This window comes from Acinetobacter sp. 102, from assembly GCF_037028485.1.
GTDB lineage: Bacteria > Pseudomonadota > Gammaproteobacteria > Pseudomonadales > Moraxellaceae > Acinetobacter > Acinetobacter higginsii.
On sequence record NZ_JAZEZK010000016.1, the window covers coordinates 101,988 to 114,652 of the forward strand.

The 12,665-nt window shown below is 38.7% G+C and carries 10 protein-coding genes and 1 tRNA gene; 8 read left to right on the forward strand and 3 right to left on the reverse strand.

The features are described 5' to 3' along the window. Window positions 1-193 precede the first annotated feature (193 nt). The 6 genes from WA352_RS15940 (at window position 194) to WA352_RS15965 (ending at window position 7,942) form a co-directional block, all read left to right on the forward strand. Window positions 194-2,224, forward strand: coding sequence for an NADPH-dependent 2,4-dienoyl-CoA reductase (locus tag WA352_RS15940; RefSeq protein WP_004808231.1), 2,031 nt, complete (start codon window positions 194-196; stop codon window positions 2,222-2,224). 85 nt (window positions 2,225-2,309) lie between these two features. Continuing rightward, window positions 2,310-2,399: transfer RNA gene (locus WA352_RS15945), tRNA-Ser, on the forward strand. A 343-nt stretch (window positions 2,400-2,742) separates the two neighbouring features. Further along, the gene (locus tag WA352_RS15950) at window positions 2,743-2,952 is read left to right on the forward strand and encodes a hypothetical protein (RefSeq protein ID WP_336143238.1); all 210 of its coding nucleotides are present in this window, start codon (window positions 2,743-2,745) and stop codon (window positions 2,950-2,952) included. Window positions 2,953-2,990: 38 nt separating this feature from the next. Beyond that, window positions 2,991-4,868, forward strand: a complete 1,878-nt coding sequence (locus tag WA352_RS15955; RefSeq protein WP_336143240.1) for a potassium transporter Kup — start codon at window positions 2,991-2,993, stop codon at window positions 4,866-4,868. Between the two features lie 546 nt (window positions 4,869-5,414). Further along, on the forward strand, window positions 5,415-7,076 hold the full coding sequence (locus tag WA352_RS15960; RefSeq protein ID WP_336143242.1) for a phosphoethanolamine transferase: 1,662 nt from the start codon (window positions 5,415-5,417) through the stop codon (window positions 7,074-7,076). Between the two features lie 245 nt (window positions 7,077-7,321). Further along, window positions 7,322-7,942 (forward strand): thiol:disulfide interchange protein DsbA/DsbL, encoded by a 621-nt coding sequence (locus WA352_RS15965; protein WP_336143246.1) that lies wholly within the window; start codon window positions 7,322-7,324, stop codon window positions 7,940-7,942. A 212-nt stretch (window positions 7,943-8,154) separates the two neighbouring features. On the opposite strand, the gene xseB is transcribed toward WA352_RS15965, so the two are convergent. From xseB to WA352_RS15980, 3 genes are all read right to left on the reverse strand, one after another. Further along, on the reverse strand, window positions 8,155-8,352 hold the full coding sequence (xseB, locus tag WA352_RS15970) for an exodeoxyribonuclease VII small subunit (RefSeq protein ID WP_004652856.1): 198 nt from the start codon (window positions 8,350-8,352) through the stop codon (window positions 8,155-8,157). Next, window positions 8,345-9,613 (reverse strand): exodeoxyribonuclease VII large subunit, encoded by a 1,269-nt coding sequence (gene xseA, locus WA352_RS15975; protein ID WP_336143248.1) that lies wholly within the window; start codon window positions 9,611-9,613, stop codon window positions 8,345-8,347. The genes xseB and xseA overlap by 8 nt, the downstream gene beginning before the upstream one ends. A gap of 158 nt (window positions 9,614-9,771) precedes the next feature. Further along, window positions 9,772-11,130 (reverse strand): amino acid permease, encoded by a 1,359-nt coding sequence (locus WA352_RS15980; protein ID WP_336143250.1) that lies wholly within the window; start codon window positions 11,128-11,130, stop codon window positions 9,772-9,774. Window positions 11,131-11,241: 111 nt separating this feature from the next. Here WA352_RS15980 and WA352_RS15985 point away from each other — a divergent pair, with 111 nt between their 5' ends. Together WA352_RS15985 and WA352_RS15990 are read left to right on the forward strand one after the other, a co-directional pair. Continuing rightward, window positions 11,242-11,598: a hypothetical protein gene (locus WA352_RS15985; RefSeq protein ID WP_336143252.1), complete on the forward strand. Its 357-nt coding sequence runs from the start codon at window positions 11,242-11,244 to the stop codon at window positions 11,596-11,598. 127 nt (window positions 11,599-11,725) lie between these two features. Continuing rightward, window positions 11,726-12,448: a hypothetical protein gene (locus tag WA352_RS15990; protein WP_336143254.1), complete on the forward strand. Its 723-nt coding sequence runs from the start codon at window positions 11,726-11,728 to the stop codon at window positions 12,446-12,448. Window positions 12,449-12,665 lie beyond the last annotated feature (217 nt).

The window sequence follows — 12,665 nt, forward strand, 5'->3', positions numbered from 1 at the left end:
GGCTGCTTTTTTATGTCGACGTTCTTCTGTAATTAAGCAATCTTTATAGAAGATGTAGCAGAAGCTTAAGTAGGTTTAAGCCAAATTGACACTTTCAACAGCTAAATTTTTAGATAGAGTCATCCCAAATCAACAAAAAAGTATTAAAGTACTATGCAACAAGTTGCAAAGCCAAAATTAGAGAAGGAATACCATGACTAGCTATGCAAATATCTTAAAGCCATTACATTTGGGTTTTACCACCATTAAAAACCGTGTGGTAATGGGTTCGATGCACTCAGGTTTAGAAGACCGCTTCTTTAACTATCCAAAACTCGCTGCTTATTTTGGTGAGCGGGCGAAGGGCGGTGTAGGCTTGATCATTACTGGAGGAATTTCTCCAAACCGTCAGGGCTGGTTGCTCCCTGCGGGCGGAACCATGAATAGCTTGGCGGATATTCCTCATCATCGTTTAGTTACCCATGCAGTACATAAGCATGGCGCAAAAATTTTGATGCAAATCTTGCATTCTGGCCGTTATGGTTATCATCCATTTTCGGTTTCATCATCTCCGATTCAAGCACCCATCAACCCATTTAAGCCACGCCAAATGTCTGATTCTCAGATATTGGCAACGATTAATGATTATGCACGTTGCGCGAGCTTGGCTAAAAAAGCAGGTTATGATGGCGTCGAAATCATGGGGTCGGAAGGTTATTTAATTAACCAGTTTCTCAGCAGTCATGTGAATAAGCGTACTGACCGTTGGGGCGGTGATATTGACAATCGTATGCGTTTCCCCGTTGAAATTGTCAAAGCGATTCGCGCTAAAGTGGGTGAAAAATTCATTATTGCATTCCGTTTGTCTTTGCTTGATTTAGTACATGATGGCAATACTATGCAAGAAGTGATTGTGGTTGCCAAGGCATTAGAAAAAGCAGGAATTACGCTATTAAATACAGGAATTGGTTGGCACGAAGCTCGTGTTCCTACGATTGTAACCTCTGTGCCGCGTGCCGCTTTTGTGGATTATACCGCTGCTGTAAAACAGCATGTTTCTGTTCCAGTGATTGCATCAAACCGTATTAATATGCCTGATGTTGCTGAAGAGATTATTGCTTCTGGCAAGGCGGATATGGTGCAAATGGCACGTCCATTCTTGGCAGATGCTTATTGGGTGAATAAGACTGCAACCAATCGTGTGGATGAAATTAATACCTGTATCGCGTGTAACCAAGCGTGTTTAGATCACGCATTTAAAAATGAACGTGTCAGCTGTCTAGTTAATCCACAAGCGTGTCATGAAACAGAACTGGTTTATATCAAAACTAAAAAACCAAAGCGTATTGCTGTTGTCGGTGGTGGTGTCGCGGGTATGTCTGCTGCCACGGTTGCTGCCAGTCGAGGTCACGCCGTAACTTTATTTGAAGCAAATAACGATGTTGGTGGTCAGTTTAACTTGGCGAAAGTGGTACCTGGTAAAGAAGAATTCCATGAGACCATTCGTTATTTTAAAGTGCAACTGAAACAAACGGGTGTAGATGTCCGTTTAAATACTCGTGTAAGTCGTGAGCAGTTAGAACGTGAAGGTTTTGATGAAGTAATTGTGGCAACAGGTGTTGTACCACGTGCATTAAAAATTCAAGGCAGTACCGCGCCTCAAGTGTTGTCATATGCAGAAGTATTACGTGGCGCAGAAGTTGGGCATAAAGTTGCGGTGATTGGTGCAGGTGGGATTGGCTTTGACGTATCCGAGTTCTTATTAAAACCACCACACCAACCTCAGCCGCAACCCTTAGCAGAATGGCAACGTGAGTGGGGTGTAGATCCAGATCCTAACTATATCTCTGAAGGTGGAATGCAACGTCCAGAAGTTGAAATTCCAGTGCGTCAGATTTATTTATTGCAGCGTAAAACTACGCCGCTTGGAATTGGTTTAGGTAAAACCTCTGGTTGGGTACATCGTGCGCAATTGAAAAAACATGCTGTACGTATGTTGCGTGGTGTGCAGTATAAAGCAGTGACCGATGAAGGGTTATGGGTAGAGCATAATGGCCATGATCAATTATTGCGTGTAGATACCATTGTCGTATGCGCGGGGCAAGAGTCAGTAAAAGATTTAATGCCTAAAGATGGTGAAAACACTTCGGCGAACTATCATATTATTGGTGGGGCAAAGCTTGCAGCAGAGTTAGATGCCAAGCGCGCGATCCGAGATGGTGCTGAATTAGCCGCAAAACTCTAAAATTGATGAAACATTATGCATTTGAATACATTGCAATTAAATTTCTCTTGTATAAAGAGGGCAAGCTTTGTATTCTTACGCACATGGAAGCGTGGCAGAGCGGTTTAATGCACCGGTCTTGAAAACCGACGAGGGTGTGAGTCCTCCGTGAGTTCGAATCTCACCGCTTCCGCCAAATTTTGAATTAAGCCCTTGTTAATACAAGGGCTTTTTTCTTATCTGCGCTAATCCCATTTAAATTGGGAATATGAACCAAGACCATCCTCTTTACTCTGTGTGATATCGAACAAGTTCAACTATTAAAAAGCAAGCATCTAGAATGCCGGCTTCAGTACTATCTGGCCAAAGTAACCCAAACTTAAATTTATTTCTTAAAGTTAGATCTTCGAATGTGGTTTTAGGAGAACTTGGACATGTTGTGCTTAGATGACGTAGCCTAAAAATTTACGCAAATTTTACGCGGCCATTTTTTTAAGTTTATTAAAATACACTTTGCAATCATTCTTATGGATAGGTTAATGGGTTTCTTTAATACATCTGATCAAGACAATCATTTTCATAACCTGCTTCTTAATAAAAAAGACATACTCATGGGGTATAGCGTGGATGTGCTGGTTGAGAAATATGTCGGTGCATCGAAAGAAATACAGCAGATTATTGTTCAGATTCTTAAAGAGAGAGGGTATTCTTCGCGAGAAATAGAGCATATGCTTAAAGAAAATAAATGACCAAAGTCTTGCCCTATAACAGTTAAAGAAAGCTCATTATGCAAAATACTACAAAAAAAGCAGCATTGCCTGCCACAGCGTTGGCAGCGCTCGGGGTGGTCTTTGGAGATATCGGAACAAGTCCTCTCTATGCATTAAAGGAATCCTTCCATGCGGCTCATGGTTTGGGGATTCAACCTGAAAATGTATTAGGTATTTTGTCGATTATCTTCTGGTGCTTAATGCTGATCATCAGTATTAAATACATCGCGATTGTCATGCGTGCAGACAATAATGGTGAAGGTGGGATCATGGCATTATTGGCCTTGAACCTGCGTAAAGCAAAATTATCAGAAACAAAAAAAATTTATCTGATTGCGATTGGTTTTATCGGGGCATCTTTATTCTTTGGAGATGGGATTATCACCCCAGCCATATCCGTTCTTTCTGCAGTAGAAGGTTTATCCATTGCCACCAATGTGCTTGATCCCTTCATTGTGCCAATTGCAATTGTGATTGTGACCACGCTGTTTTTGATGCAGAAACATGGCACAGCCTTTGTCGGTAAGTTTTTTGGACCAATCACCTTAGTCTGGTTTTTGTCACTTGGCATTTTAGGTATTACCAGCGTGATACAAACACCTGTGGTACTAGGGATGGTGAGTCCACATTGGGCAATACAGTTTATCTTTACCCATCCAGTCCAGTCCTTTTTTATCATGGGAGCCGTGGTGTTAACGGTCACTGGAGGAGAAGCATTGTATGCTGATATGGGACACTTTGGCCCACGTCCGATTCGTTTTGGATGGTTCAGTGTCGTGTTACCTTGCTTGGTTTTAAACTATGCCGGCCAAGGTGCGTTATTACTGCGTAATCCAGCCGCAATTGAAAACCCATTTTATTTATTGGTGCCTAGTTGGGCGCTATACCCAATGATTATCTTGGCGACTATGGCTGCAGTGATTGCTTCACAAGCGGTTATTTCTGGGGTGTTTTCCTTGGCACGCCAAGCAATTCAATTGGGTTATTTACCAAGATTAGGGATTAAACATACTTCTGATTCAGAAGAAGGGCAGATTTATGTGCCTTTTCTAAACTGGCTATTACTGATTGCAATTTTAATTCTAATTTTAATCTTCCAGACCAGTTCAAACCTTGCCAGTGCTTATGGTTTAGCGGTCACATTAACTATGCTGTGCGATACGATTTTGGTCGCTGTCTTTATTTACTATGCATGGAAATGGAGCTTACCGAAGGTATTTCTACTTATTATTCCATTTTTCATTCTAGAGTCAGTTTTGGTTGCCGCTGCATCTTTAAAAATATTCTCAGGTGGTTGGGTGCCATTATTAATTGGTGCTGTAGCAATGATCATTCTAATGACTTGGAAGCGAGGTCGAGAGCTCACTTTTGCCAAGCTTGAACATGACACATTGTCACTCGACTTATTCATAAGAAGTATTGGCGATAATGTACATCGTGTGCCAGGAGATGCGGTATTCCTGACAGGTACGCCGAATGTGGTTCCACATGCCATGTTGCATAATATTAAGCACAATAAAGTGTTACATGAACGTAATATTCTGGCGACTGTGTTAATTGAAGATGTTCCTTTTGTCCCGCAAGAAGAGCGTATTCATGTTGAAACTTTAGATCAGCAATTCTATCGCATCAAAATTTTCTATGGCTTTAAAGATGAACCGAATGTGCCTCGTGCATTGGCTCAAGCCTATGAACAGCTAGAGTTTGAATACGATTTGATGCAGATTAGCTTCTTTATCTCACGTGAACGTATCATGCATAGTGTTGGGGATGGCATGGCACCTTGGCGGGAGCATTTATTTATTTCAATGCAACGTAATACCAGTCCAGTCAGTGATTTTTATCAAATCCCGACCAATCGTGTAGTGGAACTGGGTAGCCAGATTGAAATTTAAAAATGTGCGCTAAGCATCTATTTAGCTGTGATTACTTTAGCTAAACTCAGATAGCCCTTGTAATAACAAGGGCTTTTTCTTGCTTGTGCTTTCCAATCATCATGAGCGCTAACACAGGCCTGAGGGAAGAGCATGATATTCAATATGAGAATGCCCAAGCATGATGCTTTCATTTCAGTTTCATTTAAGCAAAAAGTTCTATTCTAGAGCCATAGTAAAGCCGAACAAGCATCGCTACACTTTTTGCCACATCCTCAGATGTGGTTTTTTTATGCCAATTTTTTGCTATTCCGACTTTTTACACTGCATGGAGTACATTAAATAATCATGGTTAAATTAATAGGGATATAAAGTGTTTTATTTACTCTTATATTTAATTTAATGCTTAATTTTTTAAAATATGACGGGTAAATTACATTTTTGTCATATTAAAAAAATAGATTGAATTTGAGATATAATTTTTTAAGTAGAATGATTTATTTTTCGGGTTTTAATTTTTATTTATTTTTTAAAAAAGCTGGGGTGTCTGGTTTTCGGGATTTTAAAATGCTTTGGCTTAAAAAAACACTTGGAAGAGATGTTTCATTATTAACATTTAATTTTATATTGGCAATCTGGTTAGGTCTGTTTTTAAATTTTTCATTCTTTATCAAAATTCAAGACCTAACCCCTTATTCTGGTATCCAAAGTTTTTTGTTTTTGATTGCTTCTGTGTTGGTTGTGGTCTTTACATATAATTTTATATTTCAGATTTTTAACTGGCGCTGGACAGCAAAACCCATTGCGATTGGTCTGATCTTAATTGGTGGATTTGCATCCTACACTGTGACTTCGCTTGGTGTATGGATTACTTCTGATCAAATCCAGAATCTGATGCAAACCAACTTTACAGAAGCACGAGATCTTTGGTCTTGGTATCTTTTGGTCTGGATGTTTGGACTGATCATTCTGCCTATTTTTGTTGTTACTGTGGTTAAAATTAGACATGAAGCGAAACCCTTTATGTTTCAATTTACTCAAAAAATTCTAACTGCTGTTGTCTCTTTATCTATTGTCATCGTTATGCTGTTTATTTTTTATGTCGATTTTGCAGCTATTTTCCGTGAAAATCGCAGTTTAAAAGGAATGATTTCGCCACAAAATATGATTAGCTCTTTTGTTTCATATTACAAAAAGAAGGCGCCAAAAAAGAACCAACCCTTCATCAGTTATGGTGAAGATGCGAAGCTTTTTCAACGGGAAAATGCATTACCTAAGTTGATGGTACTTGTGGTGGGTGAAACAGCAAGAGCGGAAAATTTCTCTTTAAATGGATATAACAAACTCACTAATCCTGAAATGGCTCAACAAGACATCTTGAATTTTTCTAAAGTGAGTTCGTGTGGTACGGCAACGGCTGTTTCTGTTCCGTGTATGTTTTCAGGGATGCCACGTAAATCCTATGATGAGCGCTTAGCCATTCGTAGAGAGGGCTTACTTGATATTGCGCAACGTGCTGGTTATCAGGTCACTTGGATTGAAAATAATTCTGGTTGCAAGGGTGTTTGTGACCGGGTTGAGATGTATAAGATTGCAGAACCGATTCAGAAAAAATGGTGCAAGGGCGGAGAATGTTTTGATGAGATTTTAATTGATAGTTTGCAATCTTATCTCAAATCTATTCCTCAAGGGGATACACAACCTCGTTTGCTTGTATTGCATCAATTAGGCAGTCATGGTCCAGCGTATTACAAGCGCGTCCCACCCCAATTTAAAGTTTTTAGGCCCACATGTGATACCAATGCTATTCAAGGATGTAGCCGTGAAGCTTTGCAAAATACCTATGACAATACGTTGTTATATACCGATTATATCTTGAGCCAACTGATTGAAACTTTAAAACAGAATACACAGTATGAAACAGGCTTATGGTATTTGTCGGATCATGGGGAATCCACAGGTGAAAGTGGGATGTATTTACACGGAGCCCCTTATATGATTGCACCTCAACAACAAACACATATTCCGATGATCATGTGGTTTTCTGCACTTTGGAAACAGTCCAATCCTGAGCAGATAAAATGCTTGTTGAATCAAAAAAATGAAGTATTGAGTCAGGATAATTTATTTCCAACCATGTTAAGTTTATTGGATATAAAAACGAAAGTTATTGATGCTGAAACGAATATGCTAGCGAATTGTTCATCCATAGCGCGTAAAGTTAATTAAACAGACGAATTTGTTTATTTTTGTGATGTAATATTTATTTTAATGGTGAGGGTGTGATAAAAATAGCAGCTTCACGATATACATTCCTCCAGTGAAATATTTATATCGTTATCCCATTCACTTTGCGAAGTGTTTGGGATTTTTTAAATGAGTAATCATTAAGTCGGGGTTAATGTCTAATTAAAATATTTATTTTGATGCGTATATTACCTCGTTTAAAAGTGACTGTAAGAGCTATAAGTTTAATGAGAAATTTTATTTTAACCAGCGCAGCGGCAATCGTTGCCGTATGTTCAACACAGAGCATGGCCGCAGATTTTGTTGCTGGTAAAGATTATACCGTGGTTCAAAATCCAGTAAAAACATCAGCACCAGCCAATACAATCGAAGTGAGAGAGTTTTTCTGGTATGGATGTTCTTATTGCTTTAAATTAGAACCACATATGCAATCTTGGTTAAAGACCATTCCGAAAGATGTTTACTTTCTGCGTACGCCAGCGGCAATGAACCCGATGTGGGAACAAGGTGCGCGTGCATATTATGTGAGTGAGGCTTTAGGTGTGCGTAAACGTACCCATTTACCTTTATTCCATATCAATTTTTCAGGTAAGGAAAAGGTTTTACAAAAAGAGGCTTTTGCTAAGTTTTTTACTCAATATGGCATTCCTGAGGCTAAATTTAATAGCAGCTATGATTCTTTCCCGATTACAGCAAAAATTGCAGAATCAAACCAATTGGCGCAAAAATATCAACTTACGGGCGTTCCAGCTGTTGTAGTCAATGGTAAATATATCGTCCAAGGCGGGGATAATAAAGTTGTTCAAGTTGTTGAATATCTAGTGAATAAAGAGCGTAAGGCTCAGTAATTTTGATGTTTGAACCGATGGCAGACATTTAAAGTCTGTGTCGTAAATCAAGCGCGTATGAAGGTGTTGTCAGTACGATTGCTACAACACTTCTTCGTTTATGTAAGTGTTTAAGATTTAAAATAAAAAGGCTGAGTCCGCGCAGCATCGTTTTGCGGCCTTGTCATGGTTTCATACGATTCATGATCAAACTGACTTCTTTATACTAAAAATTAACTCTCTTTAAAGGTTTCATTCAATGCTTGTTGCACTGCATCTACACGTGATTTACAGGCTTTGTATGCATTCATTGACTCCTCAACAATCTTCATTAAGTTATCAATATCAGGCTCTTCCTGAGCTTCGAGCAGCGCCGCATTTTTTTTGAGCAGGCTATAACCGTCTTTAAAGCTTAATTCTTTTTTACTCATGATCAATGACCTCTTTGATATGACTTACATTGGCATGGATATAACCATCATGCATTTCAACCGCAATGTTTGAGCCGACTTGTTGCACAGAGCGAATTGCTTTGTTTTCACTACGCACAATCGCATAGCCTTTGGCTAAAACATGTTTGGGATTTTGCAGTAATGTTTCCCGCATCAAGGCTTCGATTTGGGTCGAGGCTGTTTTAAGTTGCTGTTTCGCAAAATATTGCAGGGTTGATTTAGCAACTTGAAGGTGTAAATTACTGGTGCTGATTTGATTCTCAGCCTGTGATTTGATGACACTCATCAATCGATCATTTTGGCTTTGATAGGCGGTAATTTGATGTTGAGACAGTAGTTTGATGGTTTGTAGATGATTGACGACATCTTGTGAGCGTTCTGCGATCAGATTCCGAATCCCTGCAATGACTTTACTGGGTGTATCAAAGGAACGATGTGCAATCTCATCTAAAATGGTTCGGTCTTTTTCATGTCCAATACCCACCCAGATCGGGACTTTGCGTTTACACAGCAGGGCAGCCAGATCATAGTCATTTAAATAAGCTAAATCGTTGACTGCACCACCACCACGAATGATCACGATCAGATCTGGCGGTAGGGTATAATCTTTTGCCCACTGGCGTAGCCCTGAGCCTAAAGACTCCATAATACTGTGTGCGGCGGTATTACCTTGAAAAGTCGCGGTGTGATAAACAAATTGACAGACACCTGCTTTATGTAATGCATCGGCATCTTTCTTGAAGTCACCTAAACCTGCTGCATTTTCCGGAGCAATCACCAGTACATTTTCAATATCAAATGGGGCGGGGAGTTGTTTATTAAGCTGAACCAATCCTTCGCTGCTTAATCGCGCAAGAATCTGTTGATAACGCTTTGCTATATCACCCAAGGTAAAGCTTGAGTCGATATCTTCAATATTGACCGAAAAGCCATATTGAGGATCAAAACGAGCCTTGATTTTAATCAGGACATTTAAATCTTTTGATAGTTCAATACCACTTTCGCGCTCAAACTTGAGCACCATTTTAGCCGCAGTGAATTTCCAAATCGTGGCTTTACAGCTTGCGATGACTTTATCGGTATCTTGTTCTTTTTCAGCCAGTTCAAGATAGTAATGCCCGCCTTTAATATTTAAATTCCGAATCTCTGCTTTGACCCAGACAGGCTCATCAAAAGACAGACGAATGACTTCCTGTACCGCTGAGAGATAATCGCTAAGAGAGAATTGAGGTTCGGACATTGGATTGAGTGATAAAGGGGACAGCACTATAGTAGCAAATTGAGTTAGCTGATAACAAATCAGGCCTAAGATGTCGAAACTTATGCTTCAGATCGGCAGATAACGCATCTACAGCGTATTCGTGTTGAATCCTGTAGATGCGAATGAGTGGTCATGCTTTAAAGTGATTTATTCCATTTCAAGACTTTAAATAATCCAAACATAAACATGATCCAGACAGGAATTAGAATCACAGACTCTTTAAAGCCTTGGGTCCACATGATGTACAGAATCATGACAATAAAGGCGAGAACCAGATAGTTGCTAAGTGGCGAGAACAAGGCTGGAAATTTTACAGTTTTGCCTTCTAATCGAATAGCCCGTTTAAATTTTAAATGGGTAAAGCTAATAATCGCCCAGTTTAGAACCAAGGCAGCGACAGCCATATACATCAGGTGGCTTAGCGCTTGTTCTGGCACAAAATAGTTCAGTAATACACAGCCAAAAATCAAGATTGAAGAAAAGATCACCGCTGGCATTGGCACGCCTTGCTTGCTGACTTTAGCAAAAATCTTAGGTGCATTGCCTTGTACTGCAAGCCCGAACAGCATACGACTATTGGCATACATGCCGCTGTTATAAACCGAGAGTGCTGCGGTCAAAATAATAAAATTGAGTAAATGCGCGGCCCAATCAATTCCCAATTGACTGAAAATCATCACAAAAGGGCTCTTGTCCAAACCACCCAGATCAAGTTGATTCCAAGGTATCAATGACATGATGATCGCCAGCGACGCTACATAAAAAATCAAGATTCGGAAAATCACCTGATTGATGGCTTGAGGAATACTTTTTTCTGGATTTTCTGCCTCCGCTGCGGTCATACCGATCAATTCAATGCCACCAAAGGCAAACATTAAAAAGGCCAGCATATAAAACAAGCCTGAGAAGCCATGCGGAAAAAAGCCACCGTGTTGCCATAAATTGGCGAAGCTTGCTGTCGAATCAGCTCCAGCGGTCAGTAATAGGTACAAACCAAACAGGATCATTGAAATGACGGCAACAACTTTGATAATGGCTAACCAGAACTCGGATTCGCCGTAAAACTTTACATTGCCCAGATTTAAGCAGGTGACGACAATGAAGAAAAATAAAGTTGAGATCCATGCAGGTATATGTGGCCACCAATAATGGATATATTTAGCAATCGCTGTCAGCTCAGTCATTGCCACCAAAATATAAACCACCCAGTAATTCCAACCCGACAAGAAGCCAGCAAAGTTTCCCCAATATTTTTGTGAGAAATAGCTGAACGAACCCGCGACAGGTTCTTCAACAATCATTTCACCCATTTGTCGCATGATCAGGAATGCGATCAAACCGACAATGGCATAGCCTAAAATAATTGAAGGGCCTGCGGACTGAATCGCCTGAGCTGAACCTAAAAACAGACCTGTACCCACAGCACCACCCATCGCAATCAATTGGATATGGCGGTTTTTTAGTCCACGTTTTAATTGGGGAGAGGAATTACTCAAAATACGCTGCGCTGAACAAAAAGAAGTGATTGTAAAGGATAGCGAGGAGATCGACTAGTTTGAAAATTGGATTATGATCAATAGGCAAAATATAATCATGAGATTGCTGATATGGGGATGCTTTATATAGTTGGGTTTAATGAGAAACAACCTTTTGGCTATCAATGGACAGAATTTGATTGTAATTCTACTACTAATTTCTATCTTCGTAGTTTAATCACAAGAGCAATTCAGGATACCCATCCAAAGCTTTATGAAAAAATTACAGAAGAGCTATTTTTTGAGCAAATCAGATTTGATGGACTATCTTCACAGCAATTTATGGATATTGTATTTGCTATTAGAACAGCAATAAGCTCAAATGAATTATCAGAAGCGCAAAGGCAAGGCGCAAAAATCTGGGAGGCAGCAATTGAACCGCTCGTTGTGGTGGATGAAAGATATCATCTTTATTTTAAGATAAAATAGAGTCTTATACACAGCTTTAGTTTTGATTCTAAAAATTGAAAATAGAAATGGTTGTGCCAAACCTGTACTGAGTTTAGAGAATAAAGTTATTTAGATGGCCTAAAATAAGAGGTGGATGAAAACGATTATGAACTCAGATTTAAATGAAAAAGATTCTCCTTTTGCTATTATTTTAAAAGGTTTTTCAACTTTTGGGCTAATCTTTGTTTTTTCTGGTTTTTATTTAGGACTTTCTATTGAATTATATAGCTATACTGGGTTTAATGTAGATGATATTGCTCTATTTATTTGGTATATAACATATTTTTATCTAGCATATTTGCTTGGATTTTGTATATTGAAGCAAGTGTATATACGTAATAAAGATAATTTTTCTTTTGATAAAGTTCGAATTTTAATTTACTTTTTATTGGCTTCTTATTATTTTTTAATATTTCCTCGATATTATTTTTTGGATGGTAAGCACGACTTATATGGTTTTAGGCTTATGCTGGGTTTTATATATCCTTTTTGGATACTAACACCATTATTTTTTTCTAATTCAAAAGTTAAGCTAAATGTATATTTATGTATTGTACTTTGCATAGCGGAAATCATATTTTGGATTTTATTTTTTAAGATAAATTTTTCTGAATTCTATAAAAGATCAACTTTTGTTAGTGTGATGATTAGCTCACTTATATTTACTCTAACTTTCCCCTGGTATCTATCATGGTTACAAAAAATAGATGTTGATAAATGGGTGGCTCCATTATTTTTAAAAAAAGAGAGAATTATCTCTAAGATACTATCTTGGATAGCAATGGTATTGGGTGGCTTATTTATGTTTTTGTTTTACCTTACCTTTTAAAATTAAGAAAATGTTGGGGAAATGATCATCATTAAAATTTAAATAAAGGTTATTGCAAATAATCCTTTTATTCCTGATAACGCTGGTGGAACTAGGCTAATGATAGATTTTTTACCTGAAGCAGCAAGGGGTAATCAAGAAGGAGTTCAATGTGTAATTGATATTGGAGATAATATCATTATATTGGTTAGTCCTACATCGACTGTAGGTGACAGAG

What these genes read in the sequence shown, in the direction of transcription:
- WA352_RS15940 (WP_004808231.1), top strand. Translation starts at nt 194, where the DNA reads ATGACTAGCTATGCAAATATCTTAAAGCCATTACATTTGGGTTTTACC.
- WA352_RS15950 (WP_336143238.1), top strand. Translation starts at nt 2,743, where the DNA reads ATGGGTTTCTTTAATACATCTGATCAAGACAATCATTTTCATAACCTG.
- WA352_RS15955 (WP_336143240.1), top strand. Translation starts at nt 2,991, where the DNA reads ATGCAAAATACTACAAAAAAAGCAGCATTGCCTGCCACAGCGTTGGCA.
- WA352_RS15960 (WP_336143242.1), top strand. Translation starts at nt 5,415, where the DNA reads ATGCTTTGGCTTAAAAAAACACTTGGAAGAGATGTTTCATTATTAACA.
- WA352_RS15965 (WP_336143246.1), top strand. Translation starts at nt 7,322, where the DNA reads ATGAGAAATTTTATTTTAACCAGCGCAGCGGCAATCGTTGCCGTATGT.
- xseB (WP_004652856.1), bottom strand. Translation starts at nt 8,352, where the DNA reads ATGAGTAAAAAAGAATTAAGCTTTAAAGACGGTTATAGCCTGCTCAAA.
- xseA (WP_336143248.1), bottom strand. Translation starts at nt 9,613, where the DNA reads ATGTCCGAACCTCAATTCTCTCTTAGCGATTATCTCTCAGCGGTACAG.
- WA352_RS15985 (WP_336143252.1), top strand. Translation starts at nt 11,242, where the DNA reads ATGGGGATGCTTTATATAGTTGGGTTTAATGAGAAACAACCTTTTGGC.
- WA352_RS15990 (WP_336143254.1), top strand. Translation starts at nt 11,726, where the DNA reads ATGAACTCAGATTTAAATGAAAAAGATTCTCCTTTTGCTATTATTTTA.